This window comes from Pleomorphochaeta caudata (assembly GCF_055395745.1).
The window spans coordinates 2311202-2334036 of sequence record NZ_AP042458.1 but is presented as its reverse complement, the minus strand read 5'-3'; the positions used below and the strand labels follow the sequence as shown (position 1 = coordinate 2334036).

19 protein-coding genes and 1 pseudogene are annotated in these 22835 nt (G+C 28.9%); 18 read left to right on the top strand and 2 right to left on the bottom strand.

All coding sequences use genetic code 11. The annotated features are described in order from the left end of the window. Positions 1-29 precede the first annotated feature (29 nt). The 10 genes from ACZ5RS_RS10770 (at position 30) to ACZ5RS_RS10725 (ending at position 11074) form a co-directional block, all read left to right on the top strand. Positions 30-995: a sugar ABC transporter substrate-binding protein gene (locus tag ACZ5RS_RS10770; protein WP_464635283.1), complete on the top strand. Its 966-nt coding sequence runs from the start codon at positions 30-32 to the stop codon at positions 993-995. A gap of 58 nt (positions 996-1053) precedes the next feature. Further along, positions 1054-2067: a Gfo/Idh/MocA family protein gene (locus tag ACZ5RS_RS10765; protein ID WP_464635281.1), complete on the top strand. Its 1014-nt coding sequence runs from the start codon at positions 1054-1056 to the stop codon at positions 2065-2067. 98 nt (positions 2068-2165) lie between these two features. Further along, entirely contained in the window at positions 2166-2972 is an 807-nt protein-coding gene (locus ACZ5RS_RS10760) for a 5-deoxy-glucuronate isomerase (RefSeq protein ID WP_464635279.1), read from the top strand. Between the two features lie 10 nt (positions 2973-2982). After that, complete coding sequence (iolD, locus tag ACZ5RS_RS10755; protein ID WP_464635277.1) at positions 2983-4863, top strand: 3D-(3,5/4)-trihydroxycyclohexane-1,2-dione acylhydrolase (decyclizing); 1881 nt, start codon at positions 2983-2985, stop codon at positions 4861-4863. Between the two features lie 29 nt (positions 4864-4892). Further along, a complete protein-coding gene (gene iolE, locus ACZ5RS_RS10750) occupies positions 4893-5783 on the top strand; it encodes a myo-inosose-2 dehydratase (RefSeq protein WP_464635275.1) in 891 nt (296 codons plus the stop codon). Positions 5784-5792: 9 nt separating this feature from the next. Next, entirely contained in the window at positions 5793-6815 is a 1023-nt protein-coding gene (gene iolG, locus ACZ5RS_RS10745) for an inositol 2-dehydrogenase (RefSeq protein ID WP_464635273.1), read from the top strand. Between the two features lie 13 nt (positions 6816-6828). Next, positions 6829-7479 carry a cytidylate kinase-like family protein gene (locus ACZ5RS_RS10740; protein WP_464635271.1) on the top strand — a complete coding sequence of 217 codons (651 nt, stop codon included), beginning with the start codon at positions 6829-6831 and terminating at the stop codon, positions 7477-7479. Between the two features lie 13 nt (positions 7480-7492). Then, positions 7493-8512 (top strand): type II glyceraldehyde-3-phosphate dehydrogenase, encoded by a 1020-nt coding sequence (locus tag ACZ5RS_RS10735; protein WP_464635269.1) that lies wholly within the window; start codon positions 7493-7495, stop codon positions 8510-8512. Next, complete coding sequence (locus ACZ5RS_RS10730; protein WP_464635267.1) at positions 8512-9756, top strand: phosphoglycerate kinase; 1245 nt, start codon at positions 8512-8514, stop codon at positions 9754-9756. The genes ACZ5RS_RS10735 and ACZ5RS_RS10730 overlap by 1 nt, the downstream gene beginning before the upstream one ends. Positions 9757-9829: 73 nt before the next feature. After that, a complete protein-coding gene (locus ACZ5RS_RS10725) occupies positions 9830-11074 on the top strand; it encodes a nickel-dependent lactate racemase family protein (protein ID WP_464635265.1) in 1245 nt (414 codons plus the stop codon). On the opposite strand, the gene ACZ5RS_RS10720 is transcribed toward ACZ5RS_RS10725, so the two are convergent. Together ACZ5RS_RS10720 and ACZ5RS_RS10715 are read right to left on the bottom strand one after the other, a co-directional pair. Next, on the bottom strand, positions 11075-11851 hold the full coding sequence (locus tag ACZ5RS_RS10720) for a sulfite exporter TauE/SafE family protein (RefSeq protein ID WP_464635263.1): 777 nt from the start codon (positions 11849-11851) through the stop codon (positions 11075-11077). Positions 11852-11854: 3 nt separating this feature from the next. Continuing rightward, entirely contained in the window at positions 11855-13156 is a 1302-nt protein-coding gene (locus tag ACZ5RS_RS10715; protein ID WP_464635261.1) for a lipoprotein N-acyltransferase Lnb domain-containing protein, read from the bottom strand. 116 nt (positions 13157-13272) lie between these two features. On the opposite strand from ACZ5RS_RS10715, the gene recO reads away from it, so the two are divergent. From recO to pflA, 8 genes and pseudogenes are all read left to right on the top strand, one after another. Then, positions 13273-14004 carry a DNA repair protein RecO gene (recO, locus tag ACZ5RS_RS10710; protein ID WP_464635259.1) on the top strand — a complete coding sequence of 244 codons (732 nt, stop codon included), beginning with the start codon at positions 13273-13275 and terminating at the stop codon, positions 14002-14004. A gap of 13 nt (positions 14005-14017) precedes the next feature. After that, positions 14018-16174 (top strand): single-stranded-DNA-specific exonuclease RecJ, encoded by a 2157-nt coding sequence (gene recJ / locus ACZ5RS_RS10705; RefSeq protein ID WP_464635257.1) that lies wholly within the window; start codon positions 14018-14020, stop codon positions 16172-16174. Positions 16175-16310: 136 nt separating this feature from the next. Then, positions 16311-16520, top strand: a complete 210-nt coding sequence (gene rpsU, locus ACZ5RS_RS10700; protein ID WP_464635255.1) for a 30S ribosomal protein S21 — start codon at positions 16311-16313, stop codon at positions 16518-16520. Between the two features lie 223 nt (positions 16521-16743). Next, a complete protein-coding gene (locus ACZ5RS_RS10695; protein WP_464635253.1) occupies positions 16744-17631 on the top strand; it encodes an NAD(P)-dependent oxidoreductase in 888 nt (295 codons plus the stop codon). Position 17632: 1 nt separating this feature from the next. Next, positions 17633-18715 (top strand): 3-phosphoserine/phosphohydroxythreonine transaminase, encoded by a 1083-nt coding sequence (gene serC / locus ACZ5RS_RS10690; protein WP_464635251.1) that lies wholly within the window; start codon positions 17633-17635, stop codon positions 18713-18715. A 5-nt stretch (positions 18716-18720) separates the two neighbouring features. Beyond that, the gene (locus ACZ5RS_RS10685) at positions 18721-19176 is read left to right on the top strand and encodes an Lrp/AsnC family transcriptional regulator (RefSeq protein ID WP_464635249.1); all 456 of its coding nucleotides are present in this window, start codon (positions 18721-18723) and stop codon (positions 19174-19176) included. 350 nt (positions 19177-19526) lie between these two features. After that, a pseudogene (gene pflB / locus ACZ5RS_RS10680) lies at positions 19527-21848 on the top strand (formate C-acetyltransferase). Then, on the top strand, positions 21849-22610 hold the full coding sequence (gene pflA / locus ACZ5RS_RS10675; protein ID WP_464635247.1) for a pyruvate formate-lyase-activating protein: 762 nt from the start codon (positions 21849-21851) through the stop codon (positions 22608-22610). Positions 22611-22835: the final 225 nt, after the last annotated feature.

Here is a 22835-nt window from a genome sequence, read left to right as displayed (position 1 = left end):
AACATTTCAAAACAATAAGGAGGAGTGAAATGAAAAAATTAGGTAAAGTTTTAATGGTGTTTGCATTAGTATTAATGCTAGTTCCTGTACAAGTATTTGCAAATGGTGCTGGAGAGAAAAAAGCTGATGACGGAAAACAAACTGTAGCAGTTGTTTTAAAAACATTAAGTAGTGAATATTGGAAGAGAGTAGAATCTGGTTGTGATGATGCAGCAGCAGAGTTAGGTATTAATTTAATTAAATTAGGACCTCCAACTGAAGATGCAGTTGAACAACAAATCAATATGGTAGAAGATGCTTTGACACAGAATCCTGTAGCATTAGTATTCTCTCCATCTCAACCTTCAACAGCTGTTAATGTTGTAAATAAAGCAAAAGATATGGGTGTTCCTGTAGTATTAGTTGATACTCCAATGCCTGAAGGTTTTACAAACTATGATTCATATGTTGGAACAGAAAATTTCCAAGCTGGTATCCAAGGTGCTGAAAGTTTAATCGCTTCTATGAACGGTAAAAAAGACGTTAATGTTGTTTTAATCGAAGGTGCTCCAGGAAATCCTACATGTACAACAAGAGCTGATGGTGCTCAACAAGCATTTGAAGCAGCTGGTTACAATATTATTTCTAGACAACCTGGTTATAGTGACAGAGAAAAAGCTTATAACGTAATGCAAAACGTTCTTCAAACAAGTAGTGATATTGATATCGTATTCTGTGCAAATGACGAAATGGCTCTTGGTGCTGTTAGAGCAACAAAACAAGCTGGCGTTGATGCAAAGATCATGGGTGTTGATGGAAATAAATCTGCTCTAGAATCAATTTTAGCTGGTGAATTGTATTCAACAATAGCTCAAAGACCTGAAAATATGGGTTACTTAGCTGTTAAATATGCAATGGAAGCAGTTGGTGGTAAAACAATTGATAAGTATGTTGATGCTGGTGTAGACATTTATACAAAAGAAAACGCTCAAGGCGCTTTAGATGCATTGAATTAAGATGATTTTAAACTGCACTTAAAGCCTAGCTTTAGGTGCAGTACTTAGGTAGATAATTATGGCAAATATAGGAATAATTGGACTTGGTTCTATGGGACTATACCATGCGAACAATATATTAAAATGTAAAAATGCTAATATTGTTGCTGTATCTGATATAAATAAAAATGGCTATGAAACTTTAATTAATAAAGGTTTGAAAAATATTAAATTTTTTACGGATCCTTTTATGTTGATTGAAGATATTAATGTGGATGCAGTATTAATTGCTTCTCCAGATTCATCTCATTATGAATTATTAAAAGGATGTTTAGCAAATAAGAAATTAGTATTTTGTGAAAAACCAATCGCTTTGGATAGTAAAAAAGCCTTAGATATAGTAAATCAAGAAATTCAATTAAATAAAAAATATATTGCCTTAGGGTTTAATAGAAGATTTGATAAAAATTTTCTACAAATAAAACACGTTCTGGATAATATGCATCTTGGAGATAGTTTGTTATATAAGGGATTGCATAGAAACGATAAAGCATTTTATGAAGCAAATTCAGCTTTTATATTAAATAATTCTGCAGGACATGATGTAGATATTTCTTCATTTTTACTAAATTCCAGACCAAAAGAAATAAGTGTTGTTGGAATTAAAAGTAATCATTTATTAAATGAAGATTGTGCTGATTTATTGCTATTAAATATAATAATGCAAAACAATAAAATGGCTAATATTGAAGTATTTGTAAATGCACGTTATGGATACGAAGTAATGGCTCAAGTAGTTTGCCAACAAGGAGTTGTTGATTATTCAAATAATAATAACATTTCCATAAAAACAAACAATAAATATAGTGAGGGATTAACAAGCGATTATAGAAAATATTTTGAACAATCATATATTGATGAAATGGAAAATTGGATCGCATATTTAAATCATGATTGCGAATTGCAAATGGCTAGTGCATTTGATGGCTATGTAGCATTAAAAACTACTGAAGTTGCTGCTAAAGCTTTAGTTAGTCATAAGTTTGAACAAGTTGAATTAATTAATACCCCAGGACTATATAAATTTAATTAGAAAATTTTATAAGTAATTAAAGATTAAGATTATTTATTAAAAATAAAGTTATACAAACGTTTGCATTTGATGTTTGAATAATATTTTAGGAAGAAGAAATGATTGAAAAGAAGAAAAAAGAATTTGTAACAGGCTATAATCCTATTACTGAATTAAATGGTAAGAATAAAGAAATGCTTTTAGATTTTGGCATTTTAAAATTAGATAAAGGTGAAAAATACAAATCTGATTTAAATCTAGAAAGAGCATATTTATTGATTACTGGATCTGTACAATTTAAATACGAAGATAAAACTACTGATGCTTCAAGATTTTCTTGTTTTGATGAAGAACCAATAGTTCTTCATGTAGCAAATAAAGTTGAAGTTGAGATTATTGCATTAGAGGATTCAGAACTTTGTGTTGAAAGATGTGTAAATGAAAACTCTTTCCCTACAAAATTATATAACAAAGAAAATGTAAGAACAGATATTTTTGGAAAAGATGTTTTAAACAATACTTCAATTAGAAGTGTTAGAACTGTTTTTGATGGAGAAATTGCTCCTTATTCAAATATGGTTTTAGGTGAAGTTATAAATCATCCTGGTAAGTTTTCAAGTTATCCTCCTCATGATCATCCACAACCTGAAATTTATCATTATAGATTTTTCCCAAAACAAGGTTTTGGCGTTTCAATGCTAGATGATAATGCTTTCATTGTTAAAGATGGGGATACTTCCTTAATTCATCCTGATACAACTCATTCTCAAGTAGCTGCTCCAGGTTATGCAATGTATTACATTTGGATGATTCCTCATTTAGAAGATGAAAAATGGCTTCCAACTACTCGATATTATAGAAAAGAGCATCAATGGTTGTTAGATAAAGATGTAAAAATCTGGCCAGAAAGAAAATTTGAGAAATAGGAGGGTGATAATGAATAAAACAATTAGGTTATCTGTTGGACAAGCAATAGTAAAATTTCTTGATAATCAATATGTATCATTTGATAACAAAGAAGAAAAGTTTGTTAACGGAGTTTTTGGTATATTTGGTCACGGTTGTGTTGTTGGTTTAGGTGAAGCCTTAGAACAAAACAATCATAGTCTTAAATTTTATAAAGGTTGTAATGAGCAAGGAATGGGCCATGCAGCAATAGCATATGCAAAACAAAATAATAGAAAAAAAATTATGGCAGTTACATCTTCAATTGGCCCTGGTGCTATGAATATGGTAACAGCAGCTGCTTTAGCAACTACCAATAGAATTCCAGTTTTATTATTTCCTGGTGATGTATTTGCTTGCAGACAACCAGATCCTGTTTTACAACAATTAGAACAATTCCATGATTTTGGTATAACATCTAATGATGCTTTTAAGCCAGTTTGTAGATATTTTGATAGAATTTATAGACCTGAACAAATCATGAGTGCCTTAATTCATGCAATGAGAGTTTTAACATCTCCTGTTAATACTGGTGCTGTATGTGTTGCTTTGCCACAAGATGTTCAAGGAGAAGCATATGATTATCCTGTAGAATTTTTTGAAAAAAAAGTTCATTACATAGATAGAGTTGATGCAAACGAATCTGTTGTAAATGAAGCTATTAAAGTTCTAAAAGATAGTAAAAATCCAATTATGATTTGTGGTGGTGGTGTTAGATTTAGTGAATGTGGTGATACCTTTGCTAACTTTGCATCAAAATATAATATTCCATTTGGCGAAACTCAGGCTGGAAAAAGCGCTGTAGAATTTACTCATCCAATGAATTTAGGTGGAATAGGAGTAACTGGTGGTTTAGCTGCTAATAGAATCGCTAAAAATGCTGATGTAGTAATTGCAGTTGGAACAAGACTAAGTGATTTTACTACTTCAAGTAAATGGTTATTCCAAAATGAAAATGTAAAAATAATTTCTATAAATGTAAATGATTTTGATGCAGTTAAAATGGATGCAATTCCTTTAATTTGTGATGCTAAAAAAGGTTTAGAAGCCCTTAGTAGAAAATTAGATGAAATTTCATATAAAGCTGCATATACCAATGAAATAAAAGAAATTAAGGAAACTTGGGATAAAGAGGTAGATAGACTTTATACTAGTGAATTAGGTCCTAATAATAGATATTCACAATTACGTGCTTTAGGAATAATGAATGAAGAATTATTTGATAAAAATAGCATAGTAGTTGGAGCTTCCGGCTCTCTCCCTGGAGATATGCAAAGAGTTTGGAGAGCTTATGAAAGAGAAACTTATCATATGGAATATGGATATTCTTGTATGGGCTATGAAGTTAGTGGCTCTTTAGGCGTAAAGTTAGCAGCTCCAGATGTTGAAGTTTATTCAATGGTTGGTGATGCAAGTTTTGTCATGCTTCATTCTGAATTATTAACAGCTTTAGAAAATAAAATCAAAATTAACATAATGCTTTTCGATAATAATGGTTTTGGATGTATAGATAATTTACAAAGATCTCAAGGAATTCCAAAGTTTGGTTGTGAATTAGTTTATAGAGGTGATGAATCAAATAGAATTGATGCCTCAGGAAAAAGATTGCAAGTATCTTATGCAATGATTGCTAAAGGATATGGTTGTGATGTTTGGACTGTTCATAACAGTGAAGAATTACGAAAAGCTTTAGTTGAAGCTAAAGCAAGTAAAAAATCAACACTAATAGATATTAAGGTAGATGAAGATTCTATGAGTGGCTCTTATGAGAGTTGGTGGAGAGTTGGTACTCCTGAAGTATCAGAAAAACCAAGTGTAGTTGAGGCCTATTCCCAATTACAAAAAGAAATTAAAAAAACTAAAAAATATTAATTTTTAAATAAATTATATGAGGTTTATATATGGACAGTAATAAAGTTAAATTAGCAATAGCACCTATTGCTTGGACAAACGATGATTTACCTGATTTAGGCAGAGAAAACACATTTGAACAATGTGTAAGCGAAATGGCTTTAGCAGGTTTCACCGGTAGTGAAGTTGGTAATAAATATCCAAAAGATCCTAAAATTTTAAAACCAATGTTAGATCTAAGAGGAATTAGTATTTGTAACCAATGGTTTAGTAGCTTTTTAACTACAGAAGATTTAAATGAAAATATTGCAAAATTTGATGCACAGTTAAATTTTCTTGAAGCAATGGGAGCAAAAGTAATTGGGCCTGCAGAACAAGGTAATAGCATTCAAGGTAAAGCATTAAGTGTTTTTGATGAAAAACCTATTTTCAGTGATGAACAATGGGAAAAAGTTGCAACAGGTTTAAATGCTTTAGGAAAAATAGCTAAGCAAAGAGGTTTCAAATTATCTTACCATCATCATATGGGTACAGGTTGTCAAACTATTGCTGAAACAAAGAAACTTATGGACTTAACAGATAAAGAATATGTTTATCTAACCTTTGATTCTGGTCATTTTGCTTTTTCAGGTGAAGATCCAGTTGAAGCATTAAAATTATTTGTAGATAGAGTTGCTCATGTCCATTTAAAAGATATAAGACCTGAAGTAGTTGAAAAAGTTAAAAAAGAAAAATTGAGCTTTTTAGATGCTGTAAGAGCTGGTGCTTTTACAATACCAGGTGATGGTTGTATTGATTTCCCATCAATATTTAAAATTTTAGAAGAACATGATTATCAAGGATGGATGGTTGTAGAAGCTGAACAAGATCCTGCAAAAGCAAATCCTTTAGAATATGCAATTAGAGCAAGAAAGTATATTAGAGAAAATACAGGGTTGTAGGAGAAAAAAATGGAAAAATTAAAAGTTGGAATTATTGGTGGGGGTAGAATTGGTAAAGTACATATTCAAAGTATTACTAATTTAGTACCAAATGCAACTATTGTTGCTTTAGCAGACCCTTTTATGAACGAAGATTTAGAAAATTGGGCAAAAAATAGAGGAATTAATGAAACATATCGCGATCCGTATGATATAATAAATCATAAGGATATCGAAGCTGTAATAATTTGTTCTCCAACTGATACCCATACTGAGTTAATCCAAGCTGCAGCCAAGGCAAAAAAACACATATTCTGTGAAAAGCCAGTTGATACTGATTTGCTTAGAATTAAAAAGACAATGGATGTTGTTAGAGAAAATGAAGTACTTTTCCAAATTGGATTTAATAGGCGCTTTGATCACAACCATAGTGCTGTACGTGCTGCTGTAATGGAAAATAAAGTGGGTGATGTCCATATTATAAAAATTACTTCTAGAGATCCTGAACCTCCAAATCCTGAATACGTAAAAGTATCTGGTGGAATATTCCTAGATATGATGATTCATGATTTTGATATGGTTCGATTCTTAAGTGGCAGTGAAGTTAAAGAAGTTTATGCAACAGGTGCTGTTCTAATTGATCCAGAAATAGGAAAAGCTGGTGATGTTGATACAGCGATGGTAATGCTAACTATGGAAAATGGTGCTCTCGCTATCATCGATAATTCAAGACAAGCTGTTTATGGTTATGATCAACGAACAGAAGTCTTCGGTTCTAAAGGTTGTGCAAAAGTAGAAAATGATAGAAAGAGCCTTGTTGAAGTTAGTTCTAAAGATAGCGTTGAATCAGAAAAACCACTTTATTTCTTCTTAGATCGATACATTGATTCATATGCTAACGAGATTATTGATTTTATCAATTCAGTTCAAAATAATGCTCCAATAAAATGTGGAATTGAAGATGCAGTTAGACCAGTAGAAATAGCTCTAGCAGCAACAAAATCATTAAAAGAGCATAGACCTGTTTTGATAAGTGAAGTAGCACTCTCATAACAAGGAGGAAAATATGGGCGTCATCACAATTTCAAGAAAAATGGGTAGCGAAGGTACTTACATCGGAAGAAAAGTAGCTGAAAGACTACATATGGCTTATGCAGACAAGGTTTTTATTTCAAGAGTCATGCGTGAATATGGTTTTAGTGCATTTAAAGAAGTTTATGATGAAACTCCAACTTTCTGGGACAAGTTTCTTACAATTAGAGAACAAACAATTGATTTCTTAGCAAGAACAGAAGAGGCAATTGGTAAAGCTGATAATGTAGTAATTGTTGGTCGTGGTGGTTTTGGTATTTTTGAAAATTATAATGATGTATTAAATGTTAGAACAAAAGCACCAATAGAAATCCGCGTAAAGCGTCAGATGGCTGAACATGAAATGAGTTATGAAGAAGCTTATGCACATGTTATAGAAAACGATAAGGTCAGAAAACAATTTGTAGAATCAGATTTTAGATTTAATTATCAAGATACAAATAATTTTGACATGATTATTAATACAGGAATTATAGATCCTGATAAAGCTGTCGATTACATTTGTGAGGTTTATCAATCATTAATGGAAAAAGGTAGATGTAGTACTTCAAAAAATCTTAAAGATTTAGAAGTCGATTCTATACTTTTAAAATTTGTAAAAGAAGAATTAGACAAAATTCGTTAAGGAGTAAATATTTATGAAAAAAGTTAAAGTAGGCGTAGCCGGTTACGGTACTATTGGTCAAAGGTTAGCTGATGGGGTTGAACTTCAAGAAGATATGGAATTAGTAGGAGTAGCTGATGTAGCTCCAACACTTCCAATACAAGCTTTATATGAAAAAGGTATGCCTTATAAACTTTTTACTGCAGCACCAGATAAAAAGAATTTATTAACTGATAAACATATTCCAGTAAGTGGAACAATAGAAGAATTAGTTCAAGAAGTTGATATTATGCTGGATGCTACAAATGCTGGTATTGGGGCAATGAATAAAAAATTATATGAAAAATATAATACTAAAGCAATTTTCCAAGGTGGAGAAAAAAATGATGTAGCAGATATTTTCTTCCATGGTTATGCAAATTATGAGAAAGGCTTAGGAGCACAATATCTAAAATTAACTAGCTGTAATACTACAGGTTTAATCAGAGCAATTGATGCTATTGATAGGGCTGTTGGTGTTAAAAAAACAGCTATTACAATTATTAGAAGAGTAGCAGATCCTGGTGATTATCATAGAGGTTTGACTAACGCTTTAGAAGTTGCTCCTGCACCAAATCATCAAGCTTTAGACTTGATGACTATAATGCCACATATTGATGCAACAGGTATTTTAGTACATACACCAGTTACTCATGGTCATATTATTACTCCTGTTGTTTCAACAAAGTCAAAAATGACAAAAGATGAATTATTAGAAATTTTTAATGCACATCCTAGAATTAGAGTTGTTAGTAGAGAAGATGGATTCTTAGGCAATGCTTCATTATTTAAATATGCTAGAGATTTAGGTCATACAAGAGGAGACATGTATGAAATAGCTGTATTTAAAGAATCAATTGTTAATAGTGGGGATGATATTATGTTTGCAATTAATATACCACAAGAAGCAGTTGTTATTCCAGAAAATATTGATGGTATTAGAGCTGCACTAAGAATGCAAGAAACTCGTGAAGAGGGAACAAAGGCAACAAACAAATATTTAGGAATGAAATAATGAATAATAATTTAGGGTTTAAATCAATTGAAGAAGTAGATATAAACAATAAAAAAGTTTTACTTAGACTCGATATTAACTCTCCAATAGATGTAAAAACAAAAAAAATTGTTAATACTAATAGAATTGATAAATCATTAAAAACTTTAAATTATTTAAAAGATCATAATGCAAAAGTTGCAATAATTGCTCATCAAGGGGACACTTTAGATTATCAAAATCTAATACCTCTTGAAGAGCATGCACAGATTTTGTCAGAAAAACTGAAAACTAAAGTTCACTATATTGATGATGTCTGTGGTCCTGCAGCTATTGAAAAGATTAATAATTTAAAATGTGGTGAATTTATTATTCTAGGTAATTTGAGATATTTAGGTGAAGAACTTTCAACTTTTGAAAACAGTGTTAAATTGACAGATGAGCAAATGTTAAATACTTATTTAGTAAGATCTTTAGCCCCTCATTTTGATATTTATGTAAATGATGCTTTTTCTGCAGCTCATAGAAATGCTCCAAGCATGGTAGCTTTCCAGAAAATTTTACCTAGTGCTGCTGGATTTTTATTTTTCGATGAAGTATCAACTTTGAAAAAGGTAATGAGTAATCCTGCATCTCCTTGCATATTTGTTTTAGGTGGAGCAAAAATTTCTGATGCTTTTTCAATGATGGAAGAAGTTCTATCCAAAAATATTGCAGATAAAATACTAACTTGTGGGGTAACAGGTGAAGTTTTTCTTATAGCTAAATCAATATATTTGGGAGCCGCTGTTGATAAATTCTTAAATGATAGAGGCTTAATTAATTTTGTAGATGAAGCAAAAACTCTATTAGATAAATTTGGAGACAGAATAGAGACTCCTGTTGATTTAGTTTACGAAGAAAATGGTAAGAGAATTTGTATAAACATTAATGAAGAGATTAAAGATAAACTTTTTGCTGATATTGGTGAAAAAACAATTAGTTCTTATTCAATGTTAATTTCAAATGCAAAAACTATTTTTGTAAATGGACCTGCTGGTATGTATGAAAATCCAGTATTAGAAAATGGTACTAAAGCTTTATTACAAGCAATAGCTAATTCTAATGGATTCAGTGTTGTTGGAGGTGGGGATAGTGTTACTGCAACAGTAAAATTCACAGATCCTTCAAAAATGAGCTATATATGTACTGCTGGTGGTGCAATGGTTAGATATTTATCAGGTAAAAAGCTTCCTTTAATTACAGCTATGGAAAATTCAATATAGCTGGGGTATATATAAATAACTTAGAAGTGAAGGAAGTTATATTTCTTTCACTTCTTTTTTTTCGGAGAAAATTATGAAATATAAAATTAAATATAATGATGAAGTTGTTGATGTACAAATTCCAGACAATAGCGTAATTATTTCACCAAAGGATGTTGAGAAAAAAGATCAACATGAAATTGTTAATGTCGGATTAAATCATCCTTTTAACAGTGAAAAATTAGATAAATTTATTGCTGATAAAGAAAAGATTTTAATTATAGTAAATGATGGAACCCGCCCAACACCAACAGCACAAATTTTAGAAACTATTTATCCATTAATAAATAAAAAACAAATTAAAATCATGGTTGCAACTGGAGTTCATAGGATTGCAAATGATAATGAAATAAAAAAAATTTTAGGAAATACATATAGTTATTTAAGAGATAAAATTGTTTCTCATGAAGCTAGAAAAGATGAAGATTTGCAATATATTGGAACAAGTAGAGCCAATACCCCTTTAGTTATTAATAAAGAGGTGCTCTTAAATGATGCACTAATTATAATAGGAAGTGTTGAGCCTCATTATTTTGCTGGTTATACAGGTGGAAGAAAAGCAATAATGCCTGGTGTTGCTTCCTATAAATCAATTGAAGCAAATCACAAGAGAGCTTTAGATCCAAGAGCAAAAGCTTTGAATTTAAAAGACAATCCAGTGCATTTAGATATGGTGGATGTTTTAAACTTGCTTAAAGATAAACCAATGTTTTCTATAATGAGTGTAATGGATAGAGATCATCAAATATATGAAATAACAACTGGTAATATAATTGATAGTTTTGATGCAGCAATAGAAAAGGCAAATGAAGTTTTTACTTTTGAAATAAAAGAAAAAAGTGACATTGTTGTATCGGTTGCATCCTCTCCAATGGATATTGATTTATATCAATCTCAAAAAGCCATTGATAATGGAAAACTTGCACTAAAAGAAAATGGAATTCTAATTTTAATTTCAGCATGTAAAGAAGGGGTAGGAGAAAAAGCTTTTTATGATTTATTAAAATCATCTACAACACCTAAAGCTGTTTTAGAAAGCATTTATAAAAATTATAAATTAGGATATCACAAAGCTGGTAAAATGGCAGAAATTATGACTTGGGCAGATATTTGGGTTGTTAGTGAATTAGAAGATCAATTATGGGAAAATATTTTTATTAAACCTTTTAATTCAATTCAAGAAGCTATTGATGAAGCCTTAAAAATAAAAGGTAGCAATGCATCATTAAGTTTACTTAGCGATGGTTGTATAACAGTACCTCTGTTAAAAAAGGAATAATTAAAATAGGTTATTGATAAATAATACAACAATTATGTAATAAACACTTAATATCACAATAAAATTATATATTTTTTGTGGTATTATTTTTATTAAACCAATAGATGCTAATAAACCAACTAGTAATCCTGGTAACATTGAAGCAGTAATTGTTAGTGTTTCAATGTTAATATTTTTCCAAAAAAGAGCAAAAATTATAGTTTTTGTAATATTTAATGAAATGAAAAATAAAGCTGTAGAACCTACAAACTCTTTCTTTTCTTTGGTTTGTCTCAAAAAATAAAGACAAACAATAGACCCAGCAGCGTTTGAAATAGTTGATACTCCTGATAAAAAAGATAGAAAGAGTGTAATTGGTTTATTTAAAGGTTTTAATTCAACTACAATACCTTTTTTATAATCAATATATTTTTTAATCTCTTGATAAGTAATCATAATTACCATTAACAATAAGAAAAATGAAATAAAGATTGTAAAAACTCTATCATCAATAAAGGATGCAAAGAAACTTGTTATAATTATTCCTATGATTGCTAGTGGAACAAAATATTTTACTGCTTTAAAATTAATATGTTTTCTATAAATAATAATTGGTAGAATATCGCCTAATAGAAAAATAGGAGCTAAAATACCAATAACTTGTTTTGAAGGAATGAATGTAAGAAGTAGATACATGCAAACAACTGATAAATTCCTAAAACCTCCTTTATCTAAACCTAAGAAAAAAGCTGCTATTGATAGAATTAAAAAATTGTTTGCAATAATTGAATTGCTCATGATTTACCTCTTTGTTGTAAGTAATATTCCTTGAATAGAAAAGAATAAAAATAATGGCAATATAATTGTATAATTTTGTTGATAAAGATTAGTAGTCAAAATGTTTTTTAGAACAATAAAAACAATTAAATATAAGCTATAAAGTGAAATTAATTTCTCAAATACAAAAAGTCTAAAAGTTGAATCTTTTTTAGAACTAATTGTTGTTAATGAAGATATAAACAATATTAAATATATAATAGGATTAAAAAAGAATATATTCTCATTATTATAAGTTGGCTGAATATTTGAAAAGAATACAAAATAAAATATAAATAATGAAATTATTAAGAGGAATAATAAAATTATTGAATTAAAGATTCCATATAAAGCTAATTCATTATCTTGTTTAAATGTTTTTAACAATAATCCGATTAAACCTAATAATAATCCTATTGCACTATAAAAAAGTAGGTGATGCTTTGTTCTTCTAAATTCATTAAATGGGGTAGAGGTGTTGCTTGAATAAATAATTGTTTTATTTGCATTAAATCCCTCATATTCCATAATAGATTTTTCTAAAAATTCCGGTGAAAACATATTTTCCCAAGCAGAATTTTTTACATCACAACTTGGCCCTAAAAAAGAATTTAAAACCCAATTCACAAATAAAGAATTATCTAATTGTTTTATTGATAAATCTCTAAATGAAAAAGGTGTATATTGATTTTGAGCCCATTGTTTAAATTCATTATCTGTTGCCCAATTAAAAATATCTCTAATTCTCGTAGCACAGTTATCAGTATAAAAATCATATAAATATGTATTATTATCACTTTGAGAATTATAATTTAAAAAATTAATTATATCAATTTTCTTTTCATTTGGGATATTTAATTCAACTTTGGATACAGTTCTATCTTCATCAATAGCAACTTGTAATCTAGAATCAGCATAAGATGGTATTAAAAGATAATACATTTTGCCTTCTAAAAAATGTTCATAAAAATTATCACTATTAAAACTAAATACACCATAATCGTATACAATAGCTTTTTTGTTCTTCTGCTCAATTAAAATAGCAGAATGGCCAAACCAACTATATATTTCTTTTCCTGGAGTAATTGTTATTAAAGAAATTTTTGTATCATCAAGTTCAGATAAATCATAATCATCTAGTGATGTAGTTTTTGTAAAATTATTTAAATTTTCTTGGCTTGGAAAAGGGTTAGTTAATGGAGTTTTAGTAATATTTAAAGAAAAAATATTTACACTAACACAAAAAAATAAAATAAGAAAAATTGATAGGCGTTTTTTTATCTCCATAATAATGTTATAATATCATAAGACTAAATGCTTTTCTATATTTTTTTATATAAATAAAAATGATTTTTTTTGTTGACTAGTTGTTGTTTAGTTTTTATTGTGTGTGTGGAGGATTTATGGATAGAGATATTATTACTCAAGCAATTGTTTTACATTCAAGACGCGATGGAGTAAATAATATGAATTTAACATTACTTAGCCTTGATTTAGGGTTAATTAATGTTCGAGCGTTTGGTGCGAAAACCAGTAAGAAAGCTCCTAAAGCCTTTAGATTTCAAGAAGGGCAATTTTTTTTATACCATAATCCAACTAAAAAACAATATATTCTTAAAGATGTAAAATTAATTAGTGATCATGATTTAATATCAACTGAATTTTCTAAAGTTGTTTGTGCATCTTTAATGAGTGAAATATTATTAAAAACATATATAGATAATTTTGCTTTTTCTTATAATTTATTTACTAAGTGTTTAGATTTATTAGAAGATTCAACAATAAATGAAGATATTATTTTGATACAATTTATACTAAGAATGATTAAAGATCATGGGTTCTTTGAAGATTTCAATCATTGTCCAAGTTGTGATAAAAGATATGAAGCAGATGAAATATTATATTTTTCTGATTCTTTAAGCGTACCTAGTTGTAAAGATTGTTCCAATTCTTCTAATATTATATTACCCCCAAAAGCGAGGAAGTATTTATCCTATACACTTGATTTAGAATTAGAAGATGCAATTAAAGTAGAATTATTTGAATCAACTGCACAAAGAATAAAAGCATATATGATTCGCTGGATAACTGTAATAATAGGGTATCCATTAAAAAGTTTAAGCGTGTATAATTAAATAAAGGGAATATATGAATTGGTTAAAAAAGAGTATAGATATTGAAGAAGTAAAACAATTATCAAATCGCTATAAAGTTGATTTGTTTACATGTTCAATTCTAGCTAGAAGAAGAATTGTTGAAAGAGAACAAGTTAAATATTATTTAGAAAATGATTTATTATTTTTGCATAGTCCATTTGAATTTAAAGACATGGAAAATGCTATTGAAAGAGTTTTAGATGCAATTGAATCCAAAGAAAAAATTCGAGTTTTCGGAGATAAAGATGTTGATGGTATTACAAGCACTGTAATTTTAGTTGATGAATTAAAAAATCTTGGGGTTGATGTTTCTTATACCGTACCTGATGGCACTGATCCTTATGGTATGACTAAGGAAAAAGTCCAAAAAGCTAAAGATGATGGCGTTTCCTTAATAATTACTGTTGACTGTGGTATTAGCGAAGTTGAAGAAATTGAGTTTGCAAATTCTTTATATATAGATACTATTGTTCTAGATCATCACATAAGCGGTGAAGTTTTACCTCCTGCTTATTCAATAATAGATCCAAAGAAAAAAGATTCTACTTATCCATTTGAGCATTTAGCTGGATGTGGAGTAACTGCAAAATTTATTTGGGCTCTAAGATTTGCAAACACACAATACTTTAATGAAGATTATATATTATTACATGCTCAACCCGGTAACGATACTGTTATTATTCAAGCAATAAAAGTAAGAAATCTAGTTGTTCTAGATAGAACTATTGAAATCATTAATCCTGATTTAATTCTTCCTACCCAAAGTAAAATCATTGAATTTATTAATTGTGGTGTTCCCATTATAGTTTTAGATGAAGAGGTTGAGAGAAAACAATTAAGTAAAGCATTTAATTCAAAAATTGATATTTTCTTACAAGACCTTAGACCCATATTAAATCAAACTTTTCCTGGCTTAAAAAATAAAAGTTTATTTGCTTTATCTGAAGTATCAAAAAGTGGTAAATATAGTGAAATTATAAAAGATGAATTAGATGTACTTATGGGGATGTTTAATTCTTTGATTTTCCAAACAAATAAAGGTTTATCAAGTGATTTTGATAAAGTTTTAGATTTAGTAGCAATAGGAACAGTTGCTGATATGATGCCAATGGAAGATGAAAATAGAATAATAGTAAGAAGAGGTTTAAAAGTCTTAAGTGAGAATCCAAGAAAATCTTTATTGCCATTATTAGTAAATGCAAAGCTACTTAACAAAAAGATTAATACAACTCATATAGGTTGGAATATTTCCCCAACAATAAATTCAGCAGGTAGATTAGGTAATGCTAAAGTTGCAATTCAAATGTTTTTAGCCCAAGAACAAACAGATATAGAGAAATTTGCTAATGATTTATTATTTTTTAATAAGGAACGTCAAAAACTTGGAGATGAAGCTTGGCATAGCATGCAAAATGAAGCTAAGGATAATTTTGAGAAATTTGGTTCAAAACTAGTATTGGTAAAAGACACAAAAGTTGTAAAAGGGATAACTGGTTTAATGGCCTCAAGACTTATGAATAACTTTAAAAGCCCTAGTATGGTGCTTTGTGATAATGAAGATGGAACTTTAACTGGTAGTATGAGATCACCAAAAGGTTTCCATATAACTAAATTCTTAAAACAATTTGAATCTTTATTATTAAATTTTGGTGGTCATGCACATGCTGGGGGATTTTCTTTAGAAAAGAATAATTTAAATCAATTTATCAAGCAAGTTGAAGAAAAACTATATACAATGGATGATGTGGATTGTGATGATGAAGATAGCATAGATATTGATTGTACAATTAGTGAAAAAGACTTTAGTCCAGAATTATTAAAAATTGTTGAAAGATTTGAACCATATGGTCAAAATAATAATCCTTTAGTTTTTCATATTGAAAAGGCATTATTAAGTGATTATTACTTTATAAATGGTGGTAGTAATGGAAGTCGTAATATTAAACTTGTAATATCCTATAACAACTATAAATGGCCATGTATTTTTTGGAATGGTGGTAAATTAGTTGAAGAAAGTTTTAATAAAAATGATTTTGTTGATTTAGTTTTTAAAATGGGAATAAATAGTTTTAAAAACGCTGACTCAATTCAATTATCAATAATCGATATAAAACATAGTTCTAATGTTAAAAATATAAAAATTAGCTAAAAAAAGTTAATTAAATTTTATTATTGTCTAAAATACTGTTGAATAAAAATTTTATTTTTTATATATTCACAAATGTTAGAAATAATAATAACAAAATACGTCCCAATGCAAGAAAGAGGGAAGGAGGTGATTTTGAATGGCATATATTAAAGTTGATGATAACGAACCTTTAGAAAAATCAATTAAACGTTTTAAACGTTTAGTAGAAAAAGAAGGTATTATCCGTGAGTACAAAAAAAGAGAGTACTTCGAAAAGCCATCCACCATTCTTAATAGAAAGAAGAAAGCTAATGCTCGTAAACAATTAAAGAAAGCAAGAAAATTACATGCTTCAAAATCTTATTAAGGAAACTTCCCGCTTAGTGTAATACTAGGCGGTTTTCTTTTATCAATTTTTTTAATAAAAAATATTTAAATATAATTTTTAAAAAAAAGTTTATTATAAATTATTTCAACTTTTATTTAGTAATAACAAAAAAATTTAAAAAAAAATTGACAAATTCACCAATATAATTTATTCTAGAATCAAAAAAATAGATGTTTTAAATAACTAAAAAAAGAGGTTAATTATGTTAATTCTAATTTCTGACGCTTTTGATGATTCATTGGCTACAAAATTATCAGTATTTGGCGAAGTTACTGATGATAAAGCTAGACTCAGTGAAGCAAACGTTGTGCTTGTCCGTTCAAAAACAACATGTACAAAAGAATATATTGATCAAGCTCCAAATCTAAAGCTTATTATTAGAGGTGGTGTTGGTATCGATAATATTGATAAAGCTTATGCTGAATCAAAAGGTATTATTGTTCGTAATACACCAAAAGCTTCTTCTGTTGCTGTAGCAGAACTTGTTATGGCTCATTTAATTGCTGCACCTTCACATTTAATTGAATACAATAATGGTATGAAAGAAGGTAAGTGGTTAAAGAAACAAATCAAAAGAACTGAATTATATGGTAAAACTTTATGTTTATTTGGTATTGGTAATATTGCACAAAAAGTTGCTGAAAGAGCTGCAGCTTTTGGTATGAAAGTAGTTGCATATGATAAATATGTTGCAACTAGTGATAAAGCTGAAATGAAAGCAACACCTGAAGAAGCAATAAAAGATGCAGATTATGTTTCATTACATATGCCTTTAACTGATGAAACTCGTGGTATGATTGATGCTAAAATGTTATCAAATTGTTCCAAAGTTCCTGTAGTAATTAATACTTGTCGTGGTCCTGTAGTTGATGCTGATGATATGTGTGCTGCTTTAGAAACTGGTAAAGTTGCTCTTTATTGTACAGATGTATATCCAAGTGATCCTCCAAGTGAAGATTATCCAATTTTAAAACAAGAAAAAGTAATTTTAACACCACACGTTGGTGCAAATACTAAAGAAAATTTATTGCGTATCGGTGAAGAAACATATGCAATTATTGAAGAACTTTCTAAGGGAGGAAAGCTTTAAGATGTCACGTAAATTAAATTTTTTCGCAGGTCCATCAGTATTACCTATTGAAGTATTAGATACAATCCAAAGAGAAATCAAAGATTATGAAGGTAATGGACAATCAATGATTGAAACATCTCACCGTGGTGCAATGTTCTCAAAAATGTATGCAGATGCTCAAAATCTATTTAGAGAATTATTAGGCATCAGTGATGATTATGATGTTTATTTCTTAGGTGGTGGAGCTACATTACAATTCACAATGATTCCTACAAACTTCTTACGTCCTGGAACAGTTGCTGATTATATCAAAAGTGGTACATGGGCAAACAAAGCTGGTCAAGATGCAGAAAAAATTGGTAAAGTTAATTACTATTTTGATGGAACAGATTCTAAGTTTACAACTTTACCTGATCCAAAGACTGTTAAACCTTCTGAAAACTCTTCATACCTTTATTTATGTTCAAATGAAACAATTGGAGGTATCGAATGGCAAGATTTCCCAACTACAGGTGATGTTCCATTAATTGCTGATATGTCTTCTGATATTTTATCTCGTCCAGTTGACGTAAATAATTTCTCAATGATTTATGGTGGTGTTCAAAAGAACTTAGGTCCTGCTGGTGCTACATTTATTATTATGAAGAAAGATATGCTTGAAAGACAAAATTCAAACTTAACTAATTATCTTAACTATGCTAAGCATTCTTCTGGTAATGGTTTATTCAATACTCCTCCAGTTTTCTCAATTTGGGGTGTTAAATTAGTATTAGAATGGGTTAAGAAGAATGGTGGTGCTCAAGGTATGTTAGATAGAGCAATTGAAAAGAGTAACATTATTTATAATGTTCTTGATTCATCTTCATTCTATACTTCTCCAGTTGATCCAAAATACAGATCTAGAATGAATATTGTATTTAGAGCTCAAAGTGAAGATTTAGAAAAGAAATTCATTGAAGAAGCAACTAAAGAAGGTATGTTAGGTCTTAAGGGTCACAGAAGTGTTGGTGGTTTAAGAGCTAGTGTATATAATGCTTGTCCTAAAGAAGATGTAGAAGCTTTAGCTCAATTTATGAAAGAATTTGAAAGGAAGAATGGTTAATAATTATGATTAAAAAAGTAGACGATACAAATAAGCAAATAATTCGTGATTTAATTGACGGCAGAAAGCCATTTAGTTCTATTGCAGAAAATCAAGGTATAACTGAGAACACTGTACGTTCTAGAGTTAATAAGCTTATTGAAGAAGGAATCCTTTCAGTAACTGGCTTAGTAGATCCAGAACTAATTCCTGGTTTACAAGTTGTAATGATGGGAGTTAAATTAAACACTCTTGATTTAGATAAGAAAGCAATTGAATTTGCTGCTTTAAGAGGTGTTGTTTCTGTTGCTGTAGTTACTGGGCGTTATGATTTGATGGTTCAATTAATTTTAAACGAAGAAGATGATATGACATTATTAGATTTCTTTAAAAACGAAATTGGAAAAATTGATGAAGTAGCGGATGTTGAAACCTTTATTGTCTACCAATCTCATAATTTAAAAGTTCCTTATGTTTTATAATTTTTAGTAATTGATTATTATAACTAACTGCTGTATTTTCTATTAGTAAATACAGCAGTATTTTTTTTCAAAAAATAATGATTATTTTTCTTTGCTTTATTCTCTATGAAATCAATTAAAAAAATATATTTTATTTTCTACTTTTCATATAAATAAGTATATTGGTATTTAATTATATAAAAAATTCATATTATTAGCTTTATTTTGTTATATTCTAATTTATAATTATCTGTTTGGTTTTATTTATTTATGTGTCCATATTTATTTGATAGTTGATTTATATTGGTATTTTTAGTATCTTACACTCGAAGTTAGATAAAGTTAACTAAAATAAATTTCTGGAGTATAAAATGAATAAAGAGCCATGGAGAAATTTTAAAGGTAATACTTGGAAGAATGAAATTAATGTTAGAGATTTTATTCAAAAAAATTATACACCATATTTAGGTGATTCAACATTTTTAGAAGGACCAACAGAAGATACTGAAAAGTTATGGTCACAAGTTCTAAAATTGAATGAAGAGGAAAGAGCTAATGGTGGTGTATTAGATATGGATACTGATATCATATCTACTATTACTAGTCATAATCCAGGATACTTAGATAAGTCTAAAGAAAAAATAGTTGGATTTCAAACTGATAAACCTTTTAAAAGATCTTTACAACCAAATGGTGGTATTAGAATGGCAGAAAAAGCTTTATCCGAAAATAATTATACAATTGATCCTCAAATAAAAGATTTTTATACTTATTATAGAAAAACTCATAATGCTGGTGTATTTGATGTATATACTGAAGAAATGAGAAAATGTCGTAGTTCTCATATAATTACTGGATTACCTGATGCTTATGGAAGAGGAAGAATAATAGGTGATTATAGGAGAGTTGCTTTATATGGTATAGATTATTTAATTAATCAAAAAATTGATGAAAAAGATTCTGTTTCCACTATTATGAGTGAGGATAATATTAGAGATAGAGAAGAATTAAGCGAACAAATTAGAGCACTTAAAGAATTAAAAATTCTTGCAAATAATTATGGTTTTGATATTAGTCAACCAGCTAGTAATACTAAAGAAGCTATACAGTGGTTATATTTTGGTTATTTAGCAGCAGTTAAAGAACAAAATGGTGCTGCAATGAGTTTAGGTAGAACTTCAACTTTTATAGATATTTATGCTACTAGAGATTTAGAAGAAAATGTATTTAATGAAAAAGAAATTCAAGAGTTAGTTGATCATTTTATTATGAAATTGAGATTAGTAAAATTTGCTAGAACTCCTGAATATAATGAATTATTTTCTGGTGATCCAACTTGGGTTACTGAATCAATTGGTGGTATGGGTATTGATGGAAGACCATTAGTAACTAAGATGAGTTATAGATATTTACATACATTGAGCACCTTAGGCACAGCTCCAGAACCAAATCTAACAGTTTTATGGAGTGTTAATTTACCATCTAATTTTAAAAAATTCTGTGCAAAAACTTCAATACTTTCTTCATCTATTCAGTATGAAAATGATGATTTAATGAGAGTAACTCATGGCGATGATTATGCAATAGCTTGTTGTGTTTCATCTATGAAAGTAGGTAAAGAAATGCAATTTTTTGGTGCTAGAGCTAATTTAGCTAAATGTTTATTATATGCAATAAATGGTGGAATTGATGAAAAAACTAAAGTCCAGGTTGGCCCAAGTTATAAGCCAATTTCAAGTGAATATTTGGATTATAATGAAGTAATAGCTAAATATGAAGATATGATTAAATGGCTAGCTCAAGTTTACGTTAATACCTTAAACATAATTCATTATATGCATGACAAATATTCTTATGAAAGAATTCAAATGGCTTTACACGATAAAGAAATAAAAAGATATTTTGCAACTGGTATCGCCGGTTTATCTGTAGTAGCTGATTCTTTATCTGCTATAAAATATGCTAAAGTAAAAGTTATTAGAGATGAGGATAATATAGCTCAAGAATATGAAATTGAAGGTGATTTTCCAAAATTTGGTAATGATGATGATCGTGTAGACTCAATAGCTAGAAATGTTGTAAAAATTTTTATGAAATATGTAAGACAAAATCAAACATATAGAAATAGTATTGCAACAACATCATTATTAACAATAACAAGTAATGTTGTATATGGGAAAGCCACAGGTTCAACACCAGATGGAAGGAAAGGTGGAGTAGCATTTGCTCCTGGAGCCAATCCTATGCATCATAGAGATAAAAAAGGAGCTATTGCTTCTTTAAGCTCAGTAGCAAAACTTCCATTTAATGAAGCACAAGATGGTATATCCAATACTTTTTCTATAATTCCTGAGGCTTTAGGAAAAGATGATGATATAGAAATAACTTATAATAAGCCATTAGCATGTGCTTGTGAAATAGAAACTGATTAAAGATTAGGAGAAAGAATTATGAAAGTTAGTGAAGCTCAAATAGATAATTTAGTTACAATGTTAGATGCATACACCACAAAAGGTGGACATCATTTAAATGTTAATGTATTTAGAAAAGAAACATTATTAGATGCACAAAAACATCCAGAATTATATCCTCAATTAACAATTAGGGTTTCTGGTTATGCTGTTAATTTTAATAAGTTAACAAAAGAGCAACAAGATGAAGTAATTTCTAGAACTTTTCACGAGGAAATATAAATGGGAAAAATTCATTCGATAGAAACATTTGGCACAGTAGATGGTCCTGGAATTAGATTAGTAGTATTTTTTCAAGGTTGTCCATTAAGATGTTTATATTGTCACAATCCAGATACTTGGAATAAAGCTGGCGGTATAGATATGTCTGTAGATGAAATTTTGAATGAATATGAAAGAAACAAAGATTTTTATAAAAATGGAGGGTTGACCGTCACTGGCGGTGAACCCTTATATCAATTAGAATTTTTAACTAATTTATTTTCTGAAGCTAAAAAAAGAGGTATTCATACTTGTTTGGATACTTCCGCAGGATGTTTTGATTATAATAATGTAGAAAAATATCTTACTTTACTTAAAAATACTGATTTGGTTTTATTAGATATTAAACATAGTGATGATATTAAACACAAAGAATTAACAACAATATCTATGAAAAAACCATTAGAATTTTTAAATTTATTGAATAAAAAACATATTCAAGTAATTATTCGTCATGTATTAGTACCAACAATAACAGATAGTACTGAACACTTTATTAATATGGGCGTATTATTAAGCCCTTATTCTAATATAATTGGTATTGATGTTTTACCTTATCATAGAATGGGTATAAATAAATATGAACAATTAAATATTGATTATCCACTTAAAGATATTCCAAATGCAAAAACAAGTAGAGCAAAAGAAGCAAGATCTATCATAGTCAATTCGTATTTAAAAGAGAGAGAAAAGCTCAATAAAAAAACAGAAAAAGTAAGTTAAATTTTGAATTTTTTTGAATGTTTTAGGTTTTTGTTTCAAAAATATTTATTCTTGTGTACTATTTTAATTAGTTATAAGGCTTATAAAAGATTTTTTTATAATTAATATGTATATATATATAATATTTATAAAATTCCTTTAATTATTTCACAAAATAGACTATTATATATAAAGTTATTAAATTTATTGAATGTTTCGAATATTTTTTTATTCTATAAATGTTCA